The organism is Nocardia transvalensis NBRC 15921, from assembly GCF_000308875.1.
GTDB classification, from domain to species: Bacteria; Actinomycetota; Actinomycetes; order Mycobacteriales; family Mycobacteriaceae; genus Nocardia; species Nocardia transvalensis.
Window position 1 is genome coordinate 40,001 of sequence record NZ_BAGL01000004.1, and the last position, 24,600, is coordinate 64,600.

22 protein-coding genes are annotated in these 24,600 nt (G+C 69.5%); 7 read left to right on the top strand and 15 right to left on the bottom strand.

Annotated elements, in window-relative coordinates; all coding sequences use genetic code 11:
• Nucleotides 1-65: 65 nt before the first annotated feature.
• Entirely contained in the window at nt 66-620 is a 555-nt protein-coding gene (locus ON41_RS02575; RefSeq protein WP_040744765.1) for a TetR/AcrR family transcriptional regulator, read from the top strand.
• Between the two features lie 146 nt (nt 621-766).
• Here the strand turns inward: ON41_RS02575 and ON41_RS39950 are convergent, their stop codons facing one another.
• Nucleotides 767-1,480, bottom strand: coding sequence for a hypothetical protein (locus ON41_RS39950; protein ID WP_051160894.1), 714 nt, complete (start codon nt 1,478-1,480; stop codon nt 767-769).
• Between the two features lie 331 nt (nt 1,481-1,811).
• A complete protein-coding gene (locus ON41_RS02585) occupies nt 1,812-2,129 on the bottom strand; it encodes a DUF222 domain-containing protein (protein ID WP_246829436.1) in 318 nt (105 codons plus the stop codon).
• 136 nt (nt 2,130-2,265) lie between these two features.
• Here ON41_RS02585 and ON41_RS02590 point away from each other — a divergent pair, with 136 nt between their 5' ends.
• Entirely contained in the window at nt 2,266-2,820 is a 555-nt protein-coding gene (locus tag ON41_RS02590) for a DnaJ family domain-containing protein (RefSeq protein ID WP_040744767.1), read from the top strand.
• A 56-nt stretch (nt 2,821-2,876) separates the two neighbouring features.
• On the opposite strand, the gene ON41_RS02595 is transcribed toward ON41_RS02590, so the two are convergent.
• The 7 genes from ON41_RS02595 to ON41_RS02625 all read right to left on the bottom strand — a co-directional run bounded on the left by ON41_RS02595 (nt 2,877) and on the right by ON41_RS02625 (nt 10,416).
• Nucleotides 2,877-3,464, bottom strand: a complete 588-nt coding sequence (locus tag ON41_RS02595) for a hypothetical protein (RefSeq protein ID WP_157185337.1) — start codon at nt 3,462-3,464, stop codon at nt 2,877-2,879.
• A 178-nt stretch (nt 3,465-3,642) separates the two neighbouring features.
• Nucleotides 3,643-6,327: a fumarate reductase/succinate dehydrogenase flavoprotein subunit gene (locus ON41_RS02600; protein ID WP_040744769.1), complete on the bottom strand. Its 2,685-nt coding sequence runs from the start codon at nt 6,325-6,327 to the stop codon at nt 3,643-3,645.
• A 19-nt stretch (nt 6,328-6,346) separates the two neighbouring features.
• On the bottom strand, nt 6,347-7,102 hold the full coding sequence (locus ON41_RS02605; RefSeq protein ID WP_051160895.1) for an ABC transporter ATP-binding protein: 756 nt from the start codon (nt 7,100-7,102) through the stop codon (nt 6,347-6,349).
• A complete protein-coding gene (locus tag ON41_RS02610) occupies nt 7,099-7,962 on the bottom strand; it encodes an ABC transporter permease (protein ID WP_040744772.1) in 864 nt (287 codons plus the stop codon). Before ON41_RS02610 ends, ON41_RS02605 begins: the two co-directional genes overlap by 4 nt.
• On the bottom strand, nt 7,959-9,386 hold the full coding sequence (locus ON41_RS02615) for an ABC transporter substrate-binding protein (protein WP_040744773.1): 1,428 nt from the start codon (nt 9,384-9,386) through the stop codon (nt 7,959-7,961). Before ON41_RS02615 ends, ON41_RS02610 begins: the two co-directional genes overlap by 4 nt.
• A gap of 28 nt (nt 9,387-9,414) precedes the next feature.
• Nucleotides 9,415-9,642 (bottom strand): 4Fe-4S dicluster domain-containing protein, encoded by a 228-nt coding sequence (locus tag ON41_RS02620; RefSeq protein WP_040744775.1) that lies wholly within the window; start codon nt 9,640-9,642, stop codon nt 9,415-9,417.
• Nucleotides 9,643-10,416, bottom strand: coding sequence for a GntR family transcriptional regulator (locus tag ON41_RS02625; RefSeq protein ID WP_040744777.1), 774 nt, complete (start codon nt 10,414-10,416; stop codon nt 9,643-9,645). It lies immediately after the preceding gene.
• Nucleotides 10,417-10,889: 473 nt separating this feature from the next.
• Between ON41_RS02625 and ON41_RS02630 the strand changes: the two genes are divergently transcribed.
• Entirely contained in the window at nt 10,890-12,152 is a 1,263-nt protein-coding gene (locus tag ON41_RS02630; RefSeq protein WP_040744779.1) for an ROK family protein, read from the top strand.
• Between the two features lie 252 nt (nt 12,153-12,404).
• On the opposite strand, the gene ON41_RS02635 is transcribed toward ON41_RS02630, so the two are convergent.
• Nucleotides 12,405-13,517 carry an FAD-dependent oxidoreductase gene (locus tag ON41_RS02635; protein WP_040744781.1) on the bottom strand — a complete coding sequence of 371 codons (1,113 nt, stop codon included), beginning with the start codon at nt 13,515-13,517 and terminating at the stop codon, nt 12,405-12,407.
• A gap of 109 nt (nt 13,518-13,626) precedes the next feature.
• Here ON41_RS02635 and ON41_RS02640 point away from each other — a divergent pair, with 109 nt between their 5' ends.
• Both ON41_RS02640 and bla read left to right on the top strand, forming a co-directional pair.
• Complete coding sequence (locus tag ON41_RS02640) at nt 13,627-14,190, top strand: TetR/AcrR family transcriptional regulator (RefSeq protein WP_051160896.1); 564 nt, start codon at nt 13,627-13,629, stop codon at nt 14,188-14,190.
• Between the two features lie 12 nt (nt 14,191-14,202).
• Nucleotides 14,203-15,147, top strand: coding sequence for a class A beta-lactamase (gene bla, locus ON41_RS02645; protein ID WP_040744964.1), 945 nt, complete (start codon nt 14,203-14,205; stop codon nt 15,145-15,147).
• Here bla and ON41_RS02650 read toward each other — a convergent pair.
• Entirely contained in the window at nt 15,122-16,741 is a 1,620-nt protein-coding gene (locus tag ON41_RS02650; protein WP_040744783.1) for a DUF2207 family protein, read from the bottom strand. The genes bla and ON41_RS02650 overlap by 26 nt on opposite strands.
• Before the next feature lie 76 nt (nt 16,742-16,817).
• Between ON41_RS02650 and ON41_RS02655 the strand changes: the two genes are divergently transcribed.
• Nucleotides 16,818-17,990, top strand: a complete 1,173-nt coding sequence (locus ON41_RS02655) for a neutral zinc metallopeptidase (protein WP_246829437.1) — start codon at nt 16,818-16,820, stop codon at nt 17,988-17,990.
• 304 nt (nt 17,991-18,294) lie between these two features.
• Nucleotides 18,295-19,266, top strand: a complete 972-nt coding sequence (locus ON41_RS42870; RefSeq protein WP_040744787.1) for a neutral zinc metallopeptidase — start codon at nt 18,295-18,297, stop codon at nt 19,264-19,266.
• Between the two features lie 7 nt (nt 19,267-19,273).
• On the opposite strand, the gene ON41_RS02665 is transcribed toward ON41_RS42870, so the two are convergent.
• The 4 genes from ON41_RS02665 to ON41_RS02680 all read right to left on the bottom strand — a co-directional run bounded on the left by ON41_RS02665 (nt 19,274) and on the right by ON41_RS02680 (nt 24,532).
• Nucleotides 19,274-19,960, bottom strand: a complete 687-nt coding sequence (locus ON41_RS02665) for a TetR/AcrR family transcriptional regulator (RefSeq protein ID WP_063709823.1) — start codon at nt 19,958-19,960, stop codon at nt 19,274-19,276.
• Nucleotides 19,960-22,209: an MMPL family transporter gene (locus ON41_RS02670; protein ID WP_040744791.1), complete on the bottom strand. Its 2,250-nt coding sequence runs from the start codon at nt 22,207-22,209 to the stop codon at nt 19,960-19,962. Before ON41_RS02670 ends, ON41_RS02665 begins: the two co-directional genes overlap by 1 nt.
• Before the next feature lie 110 nt (nt 22,210-22,319).
• Complete coding sequence (locus ON41_RS02675) at nt 22,320-23,615, bottom strand: ammonium transporter (RefSeq protein ID WP_040744792.1); 1,296 nt, start codon at nt 23,613-23,615, stop codon at nt 22,320-22,322.
• Between the two features lie 50 nt (nt 23,616-23,665).
• Nucleotides 23,666-24,532 carry a hypothetical protein gene (locus tag ON41_RS02680; protein ID WP_051160897.1) on the bottom strand — a complete coding sequence of 289 codons (867 nt, stop codon included), beginning with the start codon at nt 24,530-24,532 and terminating at the stop codon, nt 23,666-23,668.
• Between the last annotated feature and the right edge of the window lie 68 nt (nt 24,533-24,600).

Here is a 24,600-nt window from a genome sequence, read left to right on the forward strand (position 1 = left end):
ACCGGCTAGCAACCCGGCGAGGCTAGACTTCCGCTTGCCGGTCGTCAAGCAATCGAAGGGACTCGATGGACAGGCGTCGCAGCGACACCCGGGAACGTATTCGCGTCACGGCCATGGAGTTGTTCGCCGAGCGCGGGTACGAGAAGACCTCGCTGCGCGAGATCGCCGAACGGCTCGGGGTCACCAAAGCCGCTCTCTACTACCACTTCCGGACCAAGGAAGACATCGTGGCGAGCCTGTCGGAGGATCTGCGCCGGGGCGTCGACGAGATCGTGGAGTGGGGTGAGTCCGCGCCGCCCGGCCGGGAACGGGCCGAGGAGATCGTGCTGCGCTACGGCGCCCTACTGCACGACCTGGGTAAGGACATGATCCGCTTCTGGGCCGAAAACCAGTCCGCCTTCCGCGATCTCGGCATAGGCACCAGCCTCCGCTACCAATTCCGAGTCCTCGCCGACCTCATGACCGCCCACAACCCCACCCCACTGGCAATCTTCCACGCCCGCCAGGCCCTACTCGCCATCAGCTGGAGCCTCTCCATGATGGGCGACCTGAACCTCGACGACGAGCAAAGCCACACCGCCGCAACCCGAATAGCCTTGGATATCGTCGCGCGGATTTAGGCGACTGGGGAAGGTTGTGGACTATTCGCAATTGCATCCTGGATGCTAGCGCCCGCTCGAAATTCGATGTGCGATAGAGGTGCGGAGGAGTTCCATCAGCTCGTCTGTGCTCATCGACGTGGTTGCGCGTCCCCGCATTTGGCTGGTTAAAAGCTTTCCCCGCCGTGGTGTTCCCTCCCTGGGGGGTTGCGTACGTTCGGGCATGGTTTGCCCGCGAGGTGACACTTTTCTTCGAAGTTCGGGGGGAGCCAGGTGCCGGAGAGCAGTGTCGGGTGGTTCGGGAAGTTGGTGTAGGCCGCGATTACGAATATCAGTGGGGCCCAAGGGCAGTGCACCTGAGCGGTGACTGGCCTGCTGCTGTCGGCGGAGGAGTATTTGAAGCCGAGGCGGTCGGGGGCGAGGAGATCTACTTGGTCCAAGCCCGACCAGTAGACGGACCAGGACTGTTTGGAGTCGGCGAGAAATATCCGGCGGTCGGAGATGACGGCCATAGCGGGCGGAGACGCGATCCATCGCGGTTGCCTGGCCTGCTCGGCTCGGTGGCGTCGGCTGCGGTTCAGAGCGGCGTTGCCGAGATGTGCGGCGGCGACGAAACCGAGTGAGCCGAAGGCGGAGACCTGGTTGCGGTTCCAGCTGCCGTCGCCGGCGGGGCGCCACTCGGACCACACCGCAGGGCCCTCGGCGAGCGGCAGTTCACCGTGCTCCAACCTGACCCGGGTCGGCCGGGGCGGCAACTCGCTCAATCGCCCGTCTCGCAAGAACTCCACAACCCCGCACGTGTACAGCAGATGATCGTCGAACGGCGACCAGCCCACCTGCTGGGCGAGAATCCGGTTGATTTCGTCGTCGGCCTCATACATGCGTCTGGTTCCCCCGGGACTGCTTCTCCGTCACGGCGATTCGAGTTGATCTGCTGTATCAGTAACTCAGGTCGCGGTGAAAGTTTACGCCGGTGGGCACTTCGCGGTTCGAGGTAACGGCGCTGCTCGCGGCGATGACGTCCGACAGCGGCGGTAGTGATTCGTCGCGCCGGGGTGCCCGGGCCCACCAGCGGCCCGAGGGCCTCGCCGTCTTCTGTGGGGCCTCGGAACTCTGGCAGCCCCGCACTCCGGAACGCGGCTGCGCATTGCTGAGTACACTGCGGAGTGGTCGCTGATCCCGAGAACAGCCGTCCCGCAACGAGGCTCGGCCTCAGCCTGCCGCTGTCATCGCCCTCCACGCCTTTCTGGAACGTGAGCGGGCGCGTGGAGCGGCGTATTCGATTCGGCGGCGCGCCTCGGAGGCGGTGATCCGCAGTAGATCGGTCAAGAGGTCCGTGGTGTCGCGGTAGCCGGTGCCGGCGGCGAGTCCGCGGCGCTCGGCCTCGGCGACGGCCGCGACCATGGCCGCGGCCAGTCGGCGGCGGTGGCGTTCGGTTTCGACGAGGGTGCGCAGCAGGTCGACATCGGCCAGTTCCGACCATCTCCGTGCCGGAGCATCCGATGCCAGTGCAGTCGAATGTGTGTTCACCCGCGGCAGTCTACCTCAATCATCGAACATGCGTTCGATGATTGGGTTGTCTGTCTTTGATGCGATCTACGGGACCTTTACAATACACATGACATAATACATGTGACCTAAAAAAGTTCCGGGCCGTGGAGTTCTGATGAAGCATGAGCACGAACTGCCTCTCACGTTCTGCAACCCCTCCGCTTTCGCGTTCGACTCCGAGACGGCGATCGCGCTGCTCGCGGACAGGCAGATCCGGAAGGCGATCGAACGGGGCGATTTCGACGACCTTCCCGGCAGCGGTGAGCCACTCGATCTGTCCGATGCCGATGACCCGGATTGGTGGCTGAAGAGCTTCATGAAACGTGAGGGGCTCGCCTTCCTGCCACCCTCCATCCAGTTGCGTAAGGATGACGCCGCCCTGGACGATCAACTCGATCAGCTATCGGACGAGAAGGCCGTTCGGCACGAGATCGCCCAGTTCAACGAACGGGTGCTGCACGCTCGCCACCAACTGCCCTCGGGGCCGCCGCTGATCACCATGCTCCGTGACATTGAAGCCACCGTGGCAGCGTGGGCCGACCGTAAAGCGGCGCGATCTGGCGAAGCACGCACTCAGGCGCGTGAAGAAGCCAAGTCGCAGAAGCGTTCTCGGCGAGGCGTCTTCCGCAAGCTGGGTCGTCGACGACCGCGTCACCGCACCGAAATGTGACCGTCCCCGAGGACGACCCAGACACCAGCGTCAGGGCGTCGGAACCATTGCCGGTTCTATTCGTCCTCGTCGTCGGCGACCATTTCCAGCACGCGGAGGCGGTTGGCGGGGTCCAGGAGGAGGGCGGCGGACCATAGGTAGCCGGCCATGCCGAGCGGGGGTTTGGTGAAGTCGGCTGCGGGGGTGAAGAGGTCGGAGATTCCTCGTTCGGGGAGGTAGCGGTAGGTGAGGGCGACCCATTCGTTGCCGCGGGCGTCGTAGATGACGGCGTTGACCATTTCCTCGGCGGTGGGACGGTCGGGGAGGCGGCCCTCGAGGATGATGCGGCGCATCTCGCCGGAGGCGGTCTCCTCGGGGGTGAACTCCTCGCAGTAGCCCTCGAAGACGAGACCGAAACCCCACAGCGGGCTCCCGGTGTGCTTCATCCGCGCCGCGCGGAAATGCACGGGGTTCATCTCCGAGGTGGCGGTGTCCTTGTTCTCCAAAGGGCCGCCGGTGATGGACATCTCGCCGCTGGGGTCGGCGGCGAAGCCGAAGAACAGTGGCTCCGAATCCCATTCGTGATGCTGATCGAGCATCCAGTGGGTGAGATCGCGGATGGAAACGTCTTTCGGGTAGTGGATGGGGGCCGGGCGGGTGGCCACGTCGGGAATGTCCCTTCCTCGGTGCATATGGAAACGGCCCTGTCCACGATCGGTGGAACAGGGCCGCCAACGTCCGCTGTCGATTGTGTTCGGCCGGTCGAACTCGCCGCCCATGCTACCGGTGTGCCGTCGGTCGTCGCGGGCGACGTCGATCCGTGTGAACGCCCGGGACGAACCCCTATTGGAGCGCCCGCCGCGCGTAGGCCCGGACGTCGGCGTCGGAGTCGTCGAGGGCGGGGCGCAACGCTTCTCGGGCCGCCGGGTGCTCCGGCCAGCGGCCGAGCGTCAGGACGGTGGCCTTGCGGACGTCCGGGTGTGGATCCGCCGAGGCGGATCGCAGCGCCTCCGCCGCCTCTCCGGGGCTCAGCCCTGCCCAGCCGCGCGCCGCGCCCTCGCGCACCTGCCAAGCCGAATCCTGTAGTCCCGCAGTCAGAGTCGCGGTGTCGTCGGCGTCCCCGAGTGCTGCGAGGGCGGCCAGGGCGGCGGCCCGCACCAGCGGATCGCGATCCCCGGTGAGGGTGCGCACGGTATCGGCGCCGCCCCGGCCGACGGTAGCCAGGCCGTGCGCGGCGGCGATGCGGACCTCGCGGCTCTCGTCGTGGGCGGCGGTACTCAGCGCGGGCCAGTCGTCCAGGGACACCAGCGCCCGCACACCTTCGATCCGCACGCGATGATCGGGGTCGACCACCGCCTTCCCGAACAGGTCGGGATCACCGGCGTGCGCGGCGCGCAGCAGATCGATCACCGCCGCCCGCACCGAAGGGTCGGGGGAGTCCGCGAATTCGGCCAGACCGGTAGCGGAGGGCAGGATCTCGACCAGCTCGCGCAGCCCGGAGACCGCCGCGGACCGCACGCCCGCATCCGGATCGCCGAGGGCGCCGATCAGCGGCTCGGCGAAGCCGTCGGGCGTCTCCTCGGTCAGCACCGACAACGCCGTCGCGCGCACCCGAGGCTCCGGATCGGCCAGGTAGGCAGCGAGTTCCGCGGCCGAGGGAGCGTCCAGGGCGAGTAGTTCCGCGATCCGGGGCGCGTCCAGGGTGGCCGTCGCCGTCGTTTCCGCGACGCGGCCGATGGTGGTCGGCGCGGGCGAGTTCACCTGCGGCGGCCCGGTGGAGATCTCGGGTTGCGCCACCGACTCGACCGCACCGGTCGACGGCACCGACGCGAATTCCGGGACCGGCACGAAATACGGTGCGACGGGCCGCTTCAGGAACTCCATGCCGTCCGCGCCCTTGCGCAGGTTGAGGTGATAGCGCCACTCCGCGTCGTCGCGCTCGGGCAGATCGGCGCGGTCGTGGTAGAGGCCCCAGCGTGATTCGGTGCGGGTCAGCGACGAGCGCGCGGCCATCTCGGCGCAGTCCCGGATGAATGTGACCTCCGCGCAGCGCATCAGCTCGTGCGGGGTGGCCGCGCCCATACCGGCGATCTCGCCGCGCATGCGCTCGAAGGTCTCGACCGCCAGCGAGAGCTTGGTCGCGGTCTTCGGCGGCGCCACATAGTCGTTCACGAAACGGCGCAGCTTGTATTCCACCTGGGGCTGCGGCGGGCCGTCGGGCTGCCGGAGCGGGCGGTAGACGAGTTCGTGTGCGGCCGCCAGCTGATCGGCCGGAAGGTCCTGCGGGGCGGGCAGTTCAGCGAGGGTCGAGGCCGCGTGCTCGCCGGCCAGGTCTCCGTACACGAACGCGCCGATCATGTAGTTGTGCGGCACGCACGCCAGATCGCCGGCCGCGTACAGCCCCGGAACGGTGGTGCGGGCGTGCTCGTCCACCCACACGCCCGAGGCGGAATGCCCACTGCACAAGCCGATCTCGGAGATGTGCATCTCGATGTCGTGGGTGCGGTAGTCGTGCCCGCGGTTGGCGTGGAAGGTGCCGCGGGTGGGTCGCTCGGTGGTGTGCAGGATGCCTTCCAGGGCTGTCAGCGTCTCGCCCGGCAGGTGTGTCACCTTCAGATAGATAGGGCCCCGGGCGGATTCGATCTCGCGCTTGACCTCCGACATCATCTGCCCGGACCAGTAGTCGGAGTCCACGAAGCGCTCGCCCTGCGCGTTCACCTGATAGCCGCCGAACGGATTGGCCACGTAGGCGCAGGCCGGGCCGTTGTAATCCTTGATCAGCGGGTTGATCTGGAAACACTCGATACCCGACAGCTCCGCGCCCGCGTGATAGGCCATCGCGTAGCCGTCGCCGGCGTTCGTCGGATTCTCGTAGGTGCCGTACAGATATCCGGAGGCGGGCAGGCCCAGCCGCCCGCACGCCCCCGTCGCGAGAATGACGGCCTTCGCGCCGACCGCGACGAATTCGCCGGTGCGCGTGTGCAATGCGGCCACGCCGACCGCGCGGCCGCCGTCGGTCAGCACCCGCACCGGCATCAGCCGGTTCTCGATGCGGATCCGCTCGCGCATCTTGCGTTGCCGCAGTACGCGATACAGCGCCTTCTTGACGTCCTTGCCCTCGGGCATCGGCAGCACGTAGGACCCCGAGCGGTGGACCCGGCGCACCGCGTACTCGCCGTAGGCGTCCTTCTCGAACTTCACCCCGTAGCGTTCCAGCCGCTGCACCATCGCGAAGCCGCGGGTCGCGGTCTGATAGACGGTGCGCTGGTTGACGATTCCGTCGTTGGCGCGGGTGATCTCGGCGACGTAGTCCTCCGGCTCGGCCTTACCCGGAATGACGGCGTTGTTGACCCCGTCCATGCCCATGGCCAGCGCGCCGGAGTGCCGCACGTGGGCCTTCTCCAGCAGCAGGACGTTCGCGCCGTTCTCGGCGGCGGTCAGCGCGGCCATGGTGCCCGCGGTGCCACCGCCGACGACGATGACATCGCAGTCCAGGCGGGTGGTTTCGGACAGGTCGGGAATGTTCATCGGCACGACTCCGGTGGTATCAGTGTGCGAGGGCGGCGAGGATGTCGGTGCGGAGCCCGGACCGGTCGACGGCCGTCTCGCGCGGCCGGGGCACGTCGACCAGCGCGCGCAGCGGTTGCGCGGCGCGGCCCAGGACAGCGATCCGGTCGCCGAGCAGCAGGGCCTCGTCCACGTCGTGGGTCACGAAGACGACCGTCGCGGGATGGGCCCGCCAGGTGTCGATCAGCAACCGCTGCATGGTGGTTCGGGTCGGGGCGTCGAGCGCGCCGAACGGTTCGTCCATCAGGACCGCGCGTGGGGCTCCGGCCAGGCCGCGGGCCAGCTGCACGCGCTGGCGCATACCGCCGGAGAGGCTCTTGGGCAGGTGGTCGCCGAAGCCGTCGAGGCCGACCTCGTCGATCCAGCGGTCGGCTCGCGCGCGGCGGGTCGAACGAGGTTCGCCGCGCAGTTTCAGGGCCAGTTCGATATTGGAACGCACTGTGCGCCAAGGCAACAGCGCATTGTCCTGGAAGACCATGGCGCGGTCGCGGGACGGTCCGGTGATCTCGGCATCGTCCGCGAGGATCCGGCCGGAGCGCGGTGGCAGCAGTCCGGCGAGGGCGCGCAGCACCGTCGACTTCCCGCAGCCGGACGGGCCCGTGAGGACCAGTATCTCGCCGGGGCGGATGTCCAGTGTCAGATCCCGGACCGCGACGGTGCCCGGATAGCTCAGCTCGGCTCGGTCGAGCCGCAAGCCCATGGCGATGTCGATGTCGATGTCTTCAACCGTGCTCATTTGGTCGCCTCCTCAGCCCGCGGCAGCCACCGGGTGAAGCGGCGGCCCAGCAGTTCCACCGCCGCCGAGGTCGCGAAACCCAGCACGCCGATGGTGATGATGCCGACGAATACCGAGGGATAGTCCACGATCGTGTACGCCTGCCAGGTCCGGTAGCCGACACCCAGTCGGCCCGAGATCATCTCGGCCGAGACGACGCAGATCCACGCCACCCCGATGCCGACCGACAGCCCGCCGAACACGCCGGGGAGGCTGCCCGGCAGCACGACCCGGACCAGCACGTCCCACCGGTTGCCGCCCTGGGTGCGGACCGAGTCCTCCCAGATGGTCGGCAGCGCCCGCACGGCGTGGCGGGTGCTGACCATGATCGGGAAGTAGGCGGCCAGGAAGGTGATGAAGACGATTCCGGCCTCGTCGGTGGGGAACAGCAGGATCGCGACCGGGACGATGGCGATCGCCGGAATCGGGCGGGCGAGTTCGGTCAGCGGGCCGAAGACGTCCGCGAACAGGCGCGAGCGGCCCAGCGCCACACCGGTGGCCACGCCGAGCGCGCCGGCCAGCGCGAATCCGCTGAGAATGCGGATCAGCGACTGCCCCAGGTCCAGCCAGTATGTGTCGGTACCCAGCTGCCGTTGCAAGGCGTGCAGGATCTGCGTCACCGTCGGAAGCGTGTCGAACCGCACCCACAGGCGAATGTGGTTGGCGGTCAACAGTTGCCAGGCGGTCAGGGCCGCGGCGACCGAGAGCACGCGCAACAGACGGGAACGCCAGACGGTGCGGCCGCCGGTGCTCCGGACCGGCGCGTCGGTCCGCTCCGCCGCCGCGGGGGCTGCGTCGAGGGGAAATGTCGTCGTGCTCATGAGCGCACCTCGCCGACGGCCTGGTCGTAGGACACGAGCGCGCCGCCCGGGTGCGCGGCCAGATAGCGTTGCGCGCCGGCGGGCGTCGTGAACGGCAGGTAGGCGTCGCCGTCGCGAACCCACTGCGCCTTGTCGGCGAACCAGCGGGTGCCCAGCTCCGCATCGGGGACGTAGGCTTCCCGGACCTTCTTGCCCTGTGCGCGAGCGGTTTTCACGGTGCGCAGCAGGCCGGTCGGATCGGCGACCGGCTGGGTGGCGGACGCGCCGTCGAACCATACCTCGCTCGCGAGCGCGGGATCGCTCACCGGACGCGCGGCGAGCGGGTCGGTGCCGGTGATGGGCGCGGGATTGGTGAAATTCGCGACGGCGGCGTCGTAGTTCAGGCCCCGATCGGCGAACGCCTTGCGCAGCGGCGCGTCGTTGACGAAACCGTCGATATCCAGGTCCGCGAAATCGCCGATCGACTTCAGGTACGGCACATCGCCTTTGAACGCTTGGATCAGCTGCGGCTTCAGCGGCGTATCGAAGGAGGTGCCGCCGGGGCCGTTGTAGAGGTACACGACCTCCTGCGGCAGGCCCGAGCCCTCGGCCACCAGCTTCGACGCCTCCAGCGGCTGCTGATGCAGGAAGTCGGTCGCGTCGAGCTGTGCCTGCAGGAAGGCGTCGAGCACCTCCGGATGCTGTGCCGAGTAGTCCCGGCGGGCGACCACGCCGTGGAAGGTGGGCGTATTCAACTCCGCGCCGTCGAACAGCAGCTTCGCCTTGTCCTGGTAGACCAGCAGGCCGGGCCACGCCACGAATTGCGAGAGTGCCTGCACCTGACCGGATTCCAGCGCCGACGCGCCGATCTGCGGCTGCTGGTTCAGCACCTCCACGCCGGACTTAGGATCGATTCCGTTGCGGCTCAATGCCTGTCGCAACAGGCCGTCGCTGGCGGAGCCGACGCTCGACGACACCTTCTTACCGCCGAGGTCGGTCAGCGACCCCACCGGCGAATCCCGGTTCACCACGATCATGTTCAGCGAACCGCGCGGCTGATAGCCCGTCACCGAGACGAACTCGGTGCGGGACCGCTCGTTCGCCTGCGTGCGGGAGCCGTTGATGAGCAGGGGATAGTCGCCCATCGAGCCGATATCGATCTTCTCCGCCACCATCTGCGCGGTGATCGGGGCGCCGGTGTCGTAGTCCTGCCACTCCACCTGGTACTTCTTGCCGCCGCCCGCGGTGAGCCTCGCGAGGCGCTGCTCCAGAAAGCCCTTGGCGCGCAACAGGGTTCCCGCGGTGACGGTGTTGATGGTCTTGGATTGATAACCGACGACGACCTTGACGGTGTCGCCGGAGGCGGCCTGCTCCAGGGAGCAGCCGGCGGCGGTGAGCGCCACAACGGCGGCCACCGCGACGAATCGGGCACGGCGGTACTTCATGGTGTTCCTCGAGCGATGGTGGCGCGGTTCAGCGCAGGAGATAGGGCATGTTGACGGTCACGGCGCCGGTGGGACAGCGGGCCGCGCACGGGCCGCAGTACCAGCACTCGTCGACGTGCATGTACGCCTTGCCGTTGTCCGGGTTGATCGCCAGCGAATCGAGCGGGCAGATCTCCACGCACAGTGTGCATCCCTGAATACACAGCGATTCGTCGATCGTCACGGGAACATCGGCACGCTGATTGACCAGGGCCATTCAGATCAACCTCCAATCGGGGCTGTCGATCGAGCGAACAAGACTGCCGCGCATGGTGATTCGGTCGCCGCGCAGCCGGATGTACTCGAGGTCGACAGGCCGGCCGTCCTCGAGTTTCGTGAGCCGTTCGAGCAGCAGCAGCGCGCCGCCCTCGGGCATCTGCAGCGTCGCGGCCGAATGGGAGTCGGCCGTGATCGCCTCCAGCGCCAGCTCCGCCGAGCCCAGCGGACCGCCGCCGAACTCCTCGATGAGCGCGAAGATGTCGTTGGTCTCCAGATCGTGCGCGATCACCGCGTCGCCGATATCGGGCGCGAGGTAGGTCAGGTCCAGGCTGAGCGGCAGATCGCCGAGGTAGCGCAGGCGCTCTATATACACAGCCTGCTCACCGGGCTCCAGCCGCAGCCGCCGCGCCACCGCGGGCGGCGGGGTGATCCGCCGGGCGGCGCGCACCTCGTTGCGGACCTCGCCGTGTTCGCGCAGCGTCTCCTGCAGGCCGCGCAGCGCGTCCAGGCCGTGATCGTATTTGCGCTGCGCGACGTGGGTGCCGACCTTCGGGGCGCGTTCGATCAGGCCCTCGTCCTTGAGCAGCGCCAGGGCGTCGCGCACGGTGTTGCGCGAGACGGCGAACTCGGCGGCCAGCTCGGATTCGGCGGGCAGCGCGCGGTCGAAGGTTCCGGAGTGGATCTGCTGGCGTAGCACGTCGGCCACCTGGCGGGCGCGGTCGGCGCGGCGGATGCCGCGGTCGGTTCCGGCCTCGGTGTCGATGGGTGTCACCTCGCCCTCCTTCCGCCGTTGACCTGCGATTTCAGACTGTAACGGCGGTGGGTGGCGAGGCCGGGCGATTGCTTCCGGGTGGTAGCGGTGTCGGGGGCTATACGCCGCCCGCGGGATCCCGGGTCCTGCTCGAATCAGAGTGATTCGAGTCATTACGCCACCCCGGCGGCCTGCGGTAGGTATTCGAATCAGGGTGAGCCAAATGCATGCATACCGCCCGGTCTGGCGTCATTGATACATGGGATGTTAGCTTTGATGGCATGTCCTCCAGCCGACCGTATGCCGCACGGGTCACGTACATGACCGTCGCGCTCGGTGTGCGGCTGCCGCGGCAGCGGGAGCTGTGTTGCTCCCTGCCGCGCAGCTGAGAATCGCTCCTCGTATCCGAGTCCGGGCCTTTTTCTCGCTGCCTTGTTGCTGCTCCAGTTCGACCTGTCCCGGCAACCCCGGGTCCACAACAAGGATTCCGCACAATGACGAGCCCTATCCTCGAGCGAACGTCCTCGCAGACCCTCACTACTCGGGCCGCTGCCCCGCGTCCGGCGGTGCCACCCGAACTGCGCGTGGCCGACAATCCGGCCGCCGCCGTCCTCCGCGCCGCCACCCGCGGTCCCATCTTCCGTGATACCGCCGCGCAGACAACGGGTCTGAGCATCGCGACGGTGAACAGGCAAGTGTCCGCGCTGCTTTCGGCCGGGCTCCTGCGAGAGCGGGCCGACCTCACCGCGTCCGGCGCCGTCGGGCGTCCCCGGGTGCCCTTCGAGGTCGACACCGACACCTTCGCCACCCTCGGCGTGCACATCGGCGCCACGGTGACGCGGATCGTCGCGGCCGACCTGTCCGGGCGCATTCTCGGCGGGCTGGAGATCGCCACGCCGCAGGCCGGCCAGGAGGCCGCGCTCACCATCATCGCGCGCAGCGCCAAGGCGTTCCTCGATCGCCTGCCGCGGCGGCGGCCGCTGTGGACCGGCGTGGCGCTGGCCGGGCGGGTCGATCCCGCCGCCGGTGTGGTGGACCATCCACGGCTGGGCTGGCGCGCCGCGCCGGTGGCCGCGACCTTCGGCGCCGTCCTCGACCTACCGGTCTCGGTCTCCGCGCACGTGGAGGCCATGGCCGCCGCCGAGCTGCTGCTCGGTCCGGGCGAGGATCAGCGGCCCGGTTCCAGCCTGTACATCTACGCCCGGGAGACGGCGGGCATCGCGGTGACCCTGCACGATCGCGTGCACACTCCGACCAACGGTCCGGGGTCGATCGCGCACCTGCCGACCGGCTCCGATGTGGAATGCCAGTGCGGCCGTCGCGGCTGCCTGGAGGCCGCCGTCGGCGAGGCCGCGCTGCTCGGCCGCGCCGTGCGGGCGGGGATCGTGCCCAAGCGGGAGGCGCCGCGCCGTCCGGTGATCGCGGACCTGTACCGGGCCGCGGAGTCCGGCTCGGAGCCCGCGCGCGAACTGCTGGTGGAGCGGGCGGAGATCCTGGGCCACGCCGCGGCGCTGGTGCGGGACATGTTCAACCCGGACCGGGTCGTTCTGGGTGGCCAGGCCTTCACCGGCTACCGCCCCGGAATCGACCATGTCGTCAAGGCTTTCACCCAGGGCAGTACCCTCCCGGCGGCCGACCTCCGCATCAGCCGCTTCGGCGGCCGAGTCCAGGAGCACGCCGCCGCGGTCACCGCCCTGAGCGTCTTCTACGCCGACCCCCTCTCCGCCATGCGCCGCAGCATCCGCGTAGCCCGCTGATACCGGCCCGCCACACCCGAACTACGACAACCACATTCGGTCTGACGCGGGCATGCCACCCGACCTCGTTCCCGGCACGCCCCCATCTTTTCCCGGCATGCTTTTGGCCGGGATCCACCGTTCGCTGAGTGGATTCCGGCCAAGAGCGTGCCGGAAAAAGGTGTGGGCGAGTCCGGAAAAGGGTGTGGGCGAGTCTGGAAAGGGTGTGGGGCGAGTTTGAAAAAGGTGTGGGGCGAGTTGGGGGGGGCTTGTTCAGCTGGGGATGAAGCGGGCGAGGGTGTTTCGGATCGCGATGGTGGGGCGGTTGGTCGGGACCAGGAGGGTTGCGGCGGCTGTGTAGCCCCGCTGCTTAGGGGTGGTCAGGGCGCGGTGGCGTTGTTCGTAGCGGTGTAGGGCTGTGGCGAGGTCGGCTGGGGTGGCGGCGAGTTCGGTGGCCAGGGTGTGGGCGCCTGCTATGGCGAGGGTGGAGCCGTCGCCGAACAGAGAGAGGCTGGAGGCGGCGTCGCCCACCAGGGTGACGGGGCCGGTGGACCAGTGCGGCAGGGTGACTCGGCTGACCGAGTCGAAGAAGAGGTCGTCGGCGTCGCGGACCTGGTCGAGGTAGCGCTCGAACGTGCCCAGCCGGCCGGTGTATGCCTCGATTACCAGGCGCTTCTGGACATCGGGGTCGCGGTGGTCGGCGGCGGGCTCGGCGGTGTGGCGGAACATGAAGGCCGCCAGCGGCTTTCCGCCCGCGGGATGGACGCTGAACGCGCGGCCCGGAGTGTTCACCATGACCACCTCGCGTTCGTCGCCGATCGGACGGTCGACCCGGAGCGTGGCCACGGACATGCCCAGGGGCCGGACGAATTCCGGTTCGGGGCCGAAGGCCAGGCGGCGGACCGTGGAGTGCAGGCCGTCCGCGCCGATCACCAGATCGAAGCGCGCCTGATCGCCGCGGTCGAAGGTGACGTCCACGCCGCCCGCATCCGGCGAGAGCGTGGTAATCGTGTCGCCCCAGCGGATCTCGGCGTGATCGCGGGCCGCGGAGAGCAGCGTGGCCGCGAGGTCGGCCCGCGCGACCTCCACCTCGCTGTCGCCCGCGGAACTCTGGAACGCGCCCATGCCCACGCTCGCGCGCCGCCGCCCGGTGGTGTCGGCGAAGGTGAGCCGGTTCGCGGCCGTCGCGACCGCGCGCAGCCGCGGCATGACGCCCATATCCTCGACGATCCGCACGGCCGGACCGCGCACGTCGACCGGATTGCCGCTGGACCGTTCGCCCGCGGCGCGTTCCACCACGGTGACGCGGAAACCGTTCCGCGCCAGCCAATATGCCGCCGTGGATCCGGCGACTCCGGCGCCGGAGATCAGCACGCTCTTGTTCATTGCCTCGGCCTCTCGCTTCGAACACATCCAACCGGACGAATTTCGTCCACTTTCAGCACGCTACACTAAGTGGAAGAATTTCGTCCAGTTCCAACCGGGAGGTGGTCCGATGGCCGATCAACTGCGAGCCGACGCACGCAGCAACCGCGACCAGATCCTGGCGGCGGCGCAGACCGTCTTCCGGGAACAGGGCGTCGACGTGCCGATGAAGGAGATCGCCGACCGGGCCGGGGTCGGCGTGGGGACCCTGTACCGGCGGTTCCCGGACCGGGGCGCGCTCATCAGCGCGGCGGCGCAGGCGTATCTGCAGTCGCTGGCCGATCTGGCCGCGACCGCCCGCGCCGAGGAGGACCGGGCGTGGCCCGCGTTGCGCCGCTTCCTGCGCGAATGCGCCGAGCTACGCCTGGGCGCCACAGCCTCGGCGATCGAACCGGCCCTGCACGCCGATATCCGGGCCGATCCGGGCCTGACCGATATCCGCGCGAACGTCTCCGAGCAGGTGGCCCGGCTGACCGCACAGGCGCAGGTCGACGGCGATCTGCGCACCGATGTGGACGCCCAGGACGTGTCCCGGCTGATGACTTTGCAGATCTACGTCCGCCCGGACGAGTCCTACGATCGCGCCGTCCAGCGCACCATGGACATCGTGCTGGACGGCCTGCGCGCCCGGTAGTGTTTTGCGGTGATCGACGAACCGAAGTCCGGGCGAACCCGCCTCGGCCGCAGAACCTTCCTGGCGGGCGCGCTGGCGCTGCCGGCGGCGGCGTGCGCGGGGACCGATGCGGGCACCAGCACGCCGACGAAGACGGATCCGGTCTCCGACACCCGGGTGGACCCGAAGACCGCGGAAGACTACTTCGCGTCGCTGGAACGGAAATACGATGCGCGCCTAGGCGTCTACGCGGTGGCGACCGCGACCGCCGTCGCCCTGACGCACCGCGCGGACGACCGCTTCGCCTTCTGCTCGACGTTCAAGACGCTGGCCGCGGCGGCAGTGCTGCACCAGCGCCCGCTGTCCTACCTCGACACGGTCGTGAGATACACACGGGAGGACGTCAATTCGATCTCGCCCATCACCCAGGACCACATCGATACCGGCATGTCGATGCGGGACCTGTGCGATGCCGCGATCCGATACAGCGACGGGACCGCGGGCAATCTGCTGATGCGCGATATCGGCGGACCGCCGCAGCTCACCGCCTACCTGCGCGGCCTCGGCGATACGGTCGGCAGGATGGATCAGTACGAGCCCGAACTGAACAGCGACCCACCGGGCGATCCCCGCGACACCACCTCGCCGCGCGCCCTCGCGGCGGTCTACCAGCAGATCCTGCTGCGCGGCGCGTTACCCCCGGACCGGCAAGCGCTGCTGGAGGATTGGCTGCGGCGCAGTACGACCGGCGCGAACACCATCCGGGCCGGGGTGCCCGCCGACTGGACCGTGGCGAGCAAGACCGGGCACGGCGACTACGGGCGGGCCAACGACGTCGCCGTGGTCCGGCCGGCGGGCGGCGCGCCGCTCGTGATCGCCGTCATGACCGACCGCGCCGCCTTCGACGCCGAGCCGCCGTACGCGATGATCGCGGACGTCGCGCGCTACGTCGCTACCGAGCTGCACCGGAACCGGTGAACAGCCCCTCCAGCGCGGTGATGAAATACGGGAAGTGCCCGGCGAACCGGTGCAGGTTGCGGTCGCGGTCGAAGCCGCCGAACCAGTACAGACCCGGCCGCTGATCGGCCGACGGGTCGAGGTCGCGGAACGTGCGAATCCAGTTGTCGGCGCGCCCGCCGACCACGGTGAACGGCAGCGCGCGGGAGAACACGACCTCCCGGTCGTTGGGCGGAACCCGGTCGGGCGCAAGGGCATCCAGGCCGCGCTGCAACGCGCGGACCTGCCCGGCCAGCTCGCGCCCGGCGACCGTGCGCACCGGCAGATAGCGCGGTAGCAGCAGCGAGGCCACCCCGCCGAGCGCGATCGCGATACCGACCAGCGCGTGCCCACCGGTGATCGCCAGCGCGATCGTCGTCCCGATACCGGCCACCACCAGCACCGCGCCCAGCCAGAACGCCGGGCCGCGGCGCGTCCGGTCGATCAGCGTGCCCCGCGTGAGCGCGTCCTCGCGCAGCTTCTCCCGCACCGGGTCGCCGCCGACCCGGCCGCGTAGCTCCGACAGCAGCACCGATTCGACGCCGTCGGGCAGCAGGGCCCCGTATACCGCCTTCTCATAGTCGCGCAGCTGATCGTCGGCGGGATTGACGCGGCTGAGGCGCCAGTCCGACTCACTGACGGACGTGATCCACAGGTAGCGGCGCACCGCGAGATCGACCACGGTGGCGGCCAGGTCGCTCGCATCGGCCGACCCGTCCAGCAGCAGGCCCGCCTCACCCGGCAACACCCCGCCCGGCGAGACGAACTGTGCCTGATTCCCGTTGTGCTGCACCGGATCCAGGGTCTCCTGCCCGGCCGTCGCCGCCGCGTCCTGGCGTCGGGTCCACGCCACGTAGCCGGCGGCCGCGGCGAGCGCCGCCAGCAGCACCCCGAACGCGACGAGCACCGGCGTCGTGATCGCGAACGCGCTCGGCTCGTCGCCGGTGATATCGGCGTTGGCGGGCACCGTCCCCGGCGGCAGTTGCAGCGTGAGGTCGATCAGATCGCCCTTGTGCAGCCCCTCCTTGTACAGCGACAGCACGCCGTCCGGTTCGATCCGCACATCCGCGCACGGCGACGGGCTGCCCGCCGGGCCGATCTTGCAGTCGACGATGCCCATCTGATAGCTGGGGCTGATCACCGAGGCGGTGATCGAGGCGACGTCGGTGTTGAGAACGCCGCTCCAGCGGAAGATCTGGGTGCCCGGTGCGTCGTTGACCGCGTTGTGCACGGTGTACTTGTACGACGATTCGCCCGGCTGCGCGTCGATACTGAACCGGTCGCCGTCGACCTTGGCCGTACCCGGCCCGGTGGCGGAGATATCGGTGACGGAGAAGCGGCGCTCGCCCTTGTCCTTCAACGCGACCCGCAGCGGGACGACCATGTGGAACTGGCCGCCCGGAGGCACCTGCACCGTCTCGGCCACCTCGAGCAGACCGTCTTCGCTCAGTTTGATGTCGGTGTTGATCGTCACCCCGTCGGCCGGCTGCTGCGCCTGCACCGCGGGCGTGGCGGCGAAAAGTCCCGCCAGTACCAGCAACAGAGCGCCCAGAGCGCCCCCCCGAAAGATCAGCATGGGGCCATAGCTTAGACAGCTTGCTATCCTGCGTCAGCGGCTGTCGAGTACGGAATGAAGCAGGGGGCACGGGGGAGTGAGTCAACCACCCTACGGATACGGCCCGATTCCACCCGGTCGCAGGCCGCCGCCGCCACCGTACGGACCGCCGCCCGGCTATCCGCCGCCGCGCTACGCACCGCCCCCGCCGCCGGGGTACGGCCCGCCCGGATACGGTCCGCCGCAAGGCTATCCGCCGGGCAACCCGCCCCAGGGCTATCCGCCGCCGGGGCACGCCGCGCCGCAGCCGGGCTATCGCCCGCCGATGCCGCCGCCCGCGCCGTACGGCCCGCCGGGCCGCCCGCCGCAGCGCAAACGCGGTGGCGGCGGCTGGATCGGCATCCTGATCGTGCTCATTCTCATAGTGACGAGCGGCCTGGTGCGCACCGCCATCCGCACCGGCGTGCACGCGGCCGCCCACTCCGGCGACCAGCCGAGCTACACCTACTCGCCGACGACCAAGAACAGTTCGGGAAACGATTCGGGCGCTACGGGAATCGCGGCGACGGATTCGAATCCGCTGCTGTCCGATCCGGGTTCGCCGTTGAGCCCGGCCCGATGCAGCTATTCGCCCTGGAGCACCCAGGTCGACGCGGCACGCAAATTCTTCGAGAGCGCCGCCACCTGCCTCGAACAGGCCTGGCGGCCGGCGCTGTCGTCGGCGAAGCTGTCGTTCACGCCGCCGAAGCTGAACGTCACCGCCACCACCGCGGGGATCAGCACGCCGTGCACGGGCACCAGCAACAGTTTCGCGGCGTTCTACTGCGGCGCGAACCAGACCATCTATATGCCGATCAGTCAGCTGCAGACCGATATGTTCAAGGACCACTGGGAGATCTACCTGTCGGTCTTCGCCCACGAGTACGGCCATCACGTGCAGGCGCAGTCCGGAATCCTGATGGAGGCCAACAAGCAACGCCGCCAGGCGGGGACGAGCAGCGCGAAGGGTCTCGAGCTGTCGCGCCGGGTCGAGTTGCAGGCCAACTGTTTCGACGGCATGTTCCTCTCGGCCACCGCGGGCGGCGGCTCGCTGAACTCGACGCAGACCGGCAATACCCGCGAGGACGCCTACGGCCGCGGCGACGCTCCCGGCGATATGCGCGACCACGGCTCGGCACAGCACATGGGCGACTGGTGGGTCACGGGCTTCGAGAAGAACAAGACCGCGGAGTGCAATACGTTCGAAGCCCCAGCGAGCCAGGTGAGTTGATGCCGTCGTGAACCAGCCGCCCGGCTACCCGCCGCCACCGGGGTCCCCGCCGCCCGGCCGTCCGCCCTACGGCCCGCCGCCGGGTTACGGACCTCCACCCGGGGCTCCTCCGCCAGGGTATGGCCCGCCGCCCGGATACGGACCCCCGCCGGGTTACGGTCCGCCGCCCGGCTACGGTCCGCCCGGACCGCGGCCTCCGTACGGTCCGCCGCTGCCGCCCCCGGGCGGGCCGCGCCCGCCCTACGGTCCGCCGCTGCCGCCGCCCGGCTACTACGGTCCGCCTCCGCGCTCCGGCGGTGGCGGGGTGCTCGGCGCGGTCTTCGCCGTGCTGCTGGTATTCGGCGTGGTCGGCGCCCTGGTCGTCTTCGCCACGGTCGGCTCGACCTCCGATCACGCGTCGCGGAGCACCTACGACACGCCCAGCTACACCTACACCCCGCCGACCTACGCCACCACGACGACGAGCGCGGCGACCACCACCTCGTCGGCCGCCACGACGTCCCGGTCCGCCACGACCACCCGAGCCGTGACGACCGCCTCGAAACCCGCGGGGCCGCAACCGGTCAAGGCAACCGGTGACAATCCGCTGTTCCGCGATCCCGACGCCGGACTGATCAACATCGAGTGCGGCTATCCGCGCTGGGGTTCCAGCGTCGCGGCCGCGCGGGCCTTCTTCGAGGCGGCCCGGACGTGCCTGGACAACATGTGGAAGCCGGCGCTGCAGGCCGCGAATCTGCCCTTCTCCAGCCCCAATATCTCGGTTCCGGCGCGCGCGACCGACGAGACGTCGCCGTGCAGCAGCTCCGGCGGCAGCTACGCGGCGGTCTACTGCTCGGCCAACCACACCATCTACATGCCGCTCGATCACATCCAGATCGAGGAGTACGGCGACGATTCGGTGATCTACCTCGCGGTGTTCGCGCACGAGTACGGCCACCACGTGCAGGCCGTGAGCGGCGTGATGGAGAAGTCGCACCGCGATCGCTACGACGCGGGGCTGAGTTCGTCCAAGGGACTGGAGCTTTCGCGGCGGCTCGAGCTCGAGGCCCAGTGCTTCGGCGGCATGTTCATCGGGTCGTCCAACTTCATCGGGACGGTGAGCGACGACCAGGCGCAGCGCACGGTCCGCGACAACTACTCCCGCGGTGACGACCGCAGCGACATCCGGGACCACGGCACCAACCAGCACTACGGCTCCTGGTACGAGCACGGCTACACCAACAACCGCACCCAGAAGTGCAATACCTGGCTGTCCTCGTCCGGCGACGTCTCCTGAGCGGCGCTCAGCGGCGCTCGCGCAGCTCCGCCAGCCACCGCGCGGCCTCGTCGGGTCCGGGGAAGGTGCCGTCGCCCATGATGTCCAGCACTGCGTGCCCGACACACGCCGCGCCCAATACGCGGTCGGCGACGGCCTCCGCGTCGCCCCACGGCAGATAGGGCTTGGCGATCAGCAGCGAGGCGATGCCGTGCGCGGCGGCCCACAGTTCCAGGACCACCGGCAGCGGATCGCCCGGGGCGATCGCGCCGTCGTCCATCGCCTCCTGGACGGTCTCCGAGAAGCGCCGGAACGCACCGCTTCCCATGACCTGGTCGACCGCGCGCGGCCCGTCGCCCGAGGTGCCCGCGGTGGCGACGCGGTACTGGCCCGGATGTTCCAGCGCGAAACGCACATAGGCCATGCCCTGCTCGCGCATCCGGGTGATCGGTGACTGCGCGGGATCGGTGGCGGCCGCGACGGCGGCGTCGAGATTCTCGAACACCTGCGCCACGGCCGCGTCGATGAGCGTGTCCTTGTCGGCGAAGTGCCGGTAGATCGACGGCGCGCTCACCCCGACCACCCTGCTGACGTCGCGGATCGAGACCGCGTCGGCATTTCCGGTGTGGGACAGCAGGTCCCGGGTGGCGTCGAGGATCTCCGCGCGCAGCCGGTCCCCGGTGCCGCGGGCCGAGCGGGGCCGCCGCGGGCACATCACGATCGGCCCGCCGGTTCCGGTAGTCGGGCCGGGCTCTCGTCCGCCGCCTCCTCCGACAGCCCGAACCGCTCGTGCAGCCGGGCCAGCGGCTTGGGCGCCCACCAGTTGGCGCGGCCCATGAGCTTCATCAGGGCGGGGACGAGCAGCCCGCGGATGACGGTGGCGTCCGCGAGCACGGTCAGGGTGAGGCCCAGACCGAACATCTGCATGAAGGACACCTTCGAGGTAATCATCGCGCCCAATACGATAGCCATCAGCGCCGCCGCCGCGGTGATGATGCGTCCGGTGCGTGCCACGCCGATCGCCACCGAGCGCGTGTTGTCGGCCGCCGTGCGCCCGGAGGCCAGCCACGCCTCCCGGATTCGCGAGAGCAGGAAGACCTCGTAGTCCATCGACATCCCGAAGGCCAGGCAGAACATCAGGATCGGCATGGTCGCCACCAGGTATCCGGTCGCGGTGAATCCCAGCGGTCCCGACAGGTGCCCCTCCTGGAAGATCCAGACCATCATGCCGAACATCGCGCTGAGCGAAAGCGTGTTGAGCACCAGGGCTTTCAGCGGCAGCACCACGCTGCCGGTGAACAGGAACAGCACGATGAAGGTGGACAGCACGATCAGCGCCGCGGCCAGCGGAAGCCGCGCCCCCAGCGCGTGCAGGGTGTCGGCGTTGATCGCCGCCGCCCCGCCGAACAGGGCCGGCGCCGGAGCGGGCACGTCGCGCAGTTGCCGCAGCTGGTTCTGCCCGTCCTCGGTGTACGGGTCGAATTTGGAGCTGACACTGAGGTATTGGCCATTCTCGTTGGCCATACCGGGCGGCGTGGGCGCGACCCGAGCCCCGGAGACGTAGACCCCGGAGTCGGACAGCACCGCCGAGACGCCGTTCACCCGGGACAGCGCCGTGGCGTAGCCGCCGACCCCGTCGCCGCGATAGCCGTCGAGCACGATGGTGGTCCCGGAACCCGAATTGACGGACGGATATTCGGCGCGCAGGACGTCGCCGACGGCCCGGGCCTCCGCGCCGGCCGGGAGCACCCGGTCGTCCGGATAGCCGAATTTCACGCCCAGGAACGGTGATCCGATCGCCAGCAGCACCGCGACGATCGCCACCGCCACCGGAACCGCCCGCCGCATGACCCACACGACCACGCGATACCACCCGGACCGCTCGAGCGGGCGCGGCTCGGGCCGCGGGCGGCGCAGCAACCGCCGCAACGGAATTCGCAGATCCCAGGCGTTCACCCGATCGCCGAGCAGGACGAGTACGGCGGGCAGGATCACGATCGACGCCGCGGCGGCGGCCGCCACGACGGCCACGCCCGCGATGGCGACCGAGCGCAGGAAGTAGAGGTCGAAGACCGCGAGCGCCGCCAGCGCCAGCACCACCGTGAGGGTCGAGTACAGCACCGTGCGCCCGGCGGTCTGCACCGCGCGGACGGCGGCGTCGCGATGCGCGAGGCCGCGCGCGAGTTCCTCGCGGTAGCGGCTGACGATGAACAGGCTGTAGTCGATGGCGAGCGCCAGCCCCAGCGCCGTCGTCATATTCAGCGCGTAGATGGAGACATCGGAGACCAGCGTGAGCGCCCGCAGGATCGCCAGCGTCCCCAGGATCGCGAAGCCGCCGATCACCAGCGGCAGCGACGCCGCGACCACGCTGCCGAACACCAGCATCAGCACGATCGCCGTCAGTGGCACCGCGATGCCCTCCGCCAGCGCGAGATCCTTCGTGACCTGGGTGTTCACCTCGTGGTAGAGGGCCGACAGCCCGCCCGCCCGCACCGTGACGCCCGGTGTCGAGCCGTCGAGTCCGGCGATGATCTCCGCGGCCGCCTTCTGGGCCTGGTCCTCGCCACCGGTGAGATAGGCGAGGACCAGCCCGCTGCGGCCGTCCGCACTGCGCAGCGCGGAGGCCTGTTGCGGCGGGCTCGTCCAGTAGGAGCGGACGCCGACCGCGTCGCCGCGGCTCTGGATCCGCGCGGTGATATCGGCGGCCGCCGCCCGCGCGGCGCCCGAGTCGACACCCTGATCGGCATCGACCAGCAGCACCAGATTGGGGTCGGCGCCGCCGAAGTTGTCCGCGAGCAACTGGGCGACCTGCGCCGATTCCGCGCCGTCGGAGGTGAATCCGCCCGCCTTCAGCCGGTCGGTCACGGTCGCGCCGAACCCGCCGCACACCAGGGCCAGCGCCAATGCCGCCAGCAGGATCCACTTCGGGTACCGGGTGGTGATCCGAGCGATTCGGGTCAGCATGGGGGCTCCTCGGTGCGGCCGTAAGGTAACAGCGTTAGCGTAACGCCGTTACCTGTACGGTCCGCAAGAGCGGGCGCCCCAGGGATCCGGTGATCCCGGTCACCGTGCGGCTACGTCTGGTCCCGTTCGGCCTTGCCGTGCTGATGGCCGAAAAGGCCGCGCGGCGCGTGCCCGTGCACGCCCTCGGCGTAGGCGGTCTCGGCGTGCAGCGCGAAGTCGATACCGGCGACCTCGTCCTCCTTGGTGATCCGGAAGCCCATGGTGCGGTCGATCAGCGTGCCCAGCGCGAAGGAGACGCCGAAGGCCCACAGCGCGACGACCAGCACGCCCACCGCCTGCTTGCCGAGCTGGGACAGTCCGCCGCCGTAGAGCAGCCCGCGCACGCCGCCGGTCATCACCTGGTTGGCGAGCAGGCCGATGAGCAGGGTGCCGACGATGCCGCCCATGAAGTGCACGCCCACCACGTCCAGCGAATCGTCGTAGCCCGCCTTGAACTTCCAGCCCACCGCGTACGAACACACCACGCCCGCAACGAGTCCCACGATCACGGCGCCGAGGGTGTTCACCGAACCGCAGGACGGCGTGATCGCCACCAGGCCCGCCACCACGCCGGAGGCCGCGCCGAAGGTCGTCGGCCGCCCGTCCCGGAGCCGTTCCACCACAAGCCATCCCAGCATGCCGAGGCAGCCGGCCACCAGGGTGTTGAGGAAGACCGCGGCGGCGATCCCGTTGGCCTCCAGCGCCGATCCCGCGTTGAACCCGAACCAGCCGAACCACAGCAGGCCCGCGCCGAGCAGGACGAACGGCAGGTTGTGCGGCCGCATCGCGTCGACCTTGAACCCGACGCGCGGGCCGAGCACCAGGGCCAGGGCGAGCGCGGAGGCGCCCGAGGTGATCTCGACGACGAGCCCGCCCGCGAAGTCCAGGGCGCCGAACGAGGACAGCCAGCCGTCCGGTCCCCACACCCAGTGCGCGATGGGGGCGTAGATCAGCAGCGTCCACAGCGGGACGTACACCATCCACGCCGAGAATCTGGCCCGGTCCGCGATGGCGCCGCTGACCAGCGCCGCGGTCAGGATGGCGAAGGTCAGCTGGAAGGTGGCGTACAGCAACTCCGGCACCGAACCGTGCACGGTCGACGGGTCGATACCCGCCATTCCGGCGTGGGCGAGGCCGCCGATCAGGCCGCCGCCCGCGTCGTCGCCGAAGGCCAGCGCATAGCCGAGCAGTAGCCAGACCACGGTCACCAGCGGGATGGCGATGAAGCTCATCATCAGCATGTTCAGCACGCCGGTGGAGCGGACCATCCCGCCGTAGAAGATGGCCAGGCCTGGCGTCATGAGCAGCACCAGGGCGGTGCTGGCCAGCAGCCAGGCCGTGGCGGCGGGGTCGATCGTCGGGGGCACGGTAACTCCTTCCGGCGCGTTCTGCGTAGGGAGAAATTACCGGACGAGCGTTACGTGAGATCCCGGCGCGAGTGCTCGCCGCGCCGGTGCCGGGCGCGGCGGGTCAGCGCCCGGCGACCGCGCGGGCCGGGTACCGGCAGGTCGTCGCGGAGTTCCAGCCATTCGGCGGTGATCAGCCACTGCTGCTGGGCGCGGGCGTCGGCGGTGTCGTTGAACACCCGGCGCCCGCGGTCGTCGCGCACCTCGTGTGCGAGCACCGACCAGCGCGGCGGGCGCTCGTTGTCGCGCTCGTACTCGGCGAGAAATCCGGCGACCAGGGTCCCGATCGTATTGACCGGGCGCAGCGAGACCCGGTTGCCGAATTTGGCGGAATGGAAACGCCGTGCGGCGCACAGCGATCGTGGGGTCGCGTTGAATGCGATCCAGCCGGCGCGCTGGGCGCGTTCGATCAGCCACAGATGTTTGATCGCGGTCGGCGGGATGTCGCCGACGTGTTCGCGGATCAGCGTCAGCACGGGGTCGGTCTGCAGAATGTCGCGCCGGGTGGGACCGATTCCGTGGGCGGCGCGGTAATCGTTCGTCGCGGTGGCGAGTACGCGGCCGATTTCATCGATACCGCGCTGGGCCCGCTTACCCAGGCGTTCGATGCGTTCGGCCTCGGCGCGCATCTCGTTCTGCGTGATGAGGGTGCGGATGGCCGCCATTGTCGGCACCTGCCCGCGTTCGAGGAGTTCGAGGATCGCGCCCGAGGTGACGGGGTCGGCCGTGGCGGCCACCGGTAGCGAGTCGCGGTTGAGCGCGAATTCGTGCGGGCCGATCGCTCGGCTCAGCAGATCCGCGGCCGCCCGATCGCCGGCGAATTCGGTATGCGAAAGCAGGGTGGTGGCGATGTCGTCACACGACTGCACGGTCGACATTTCCTCCGGGACGTGCGGGAGGGTCCGGCGGCGCCGTAGGGAGAACTCCCGCTGGGCTCTGTGCGTGG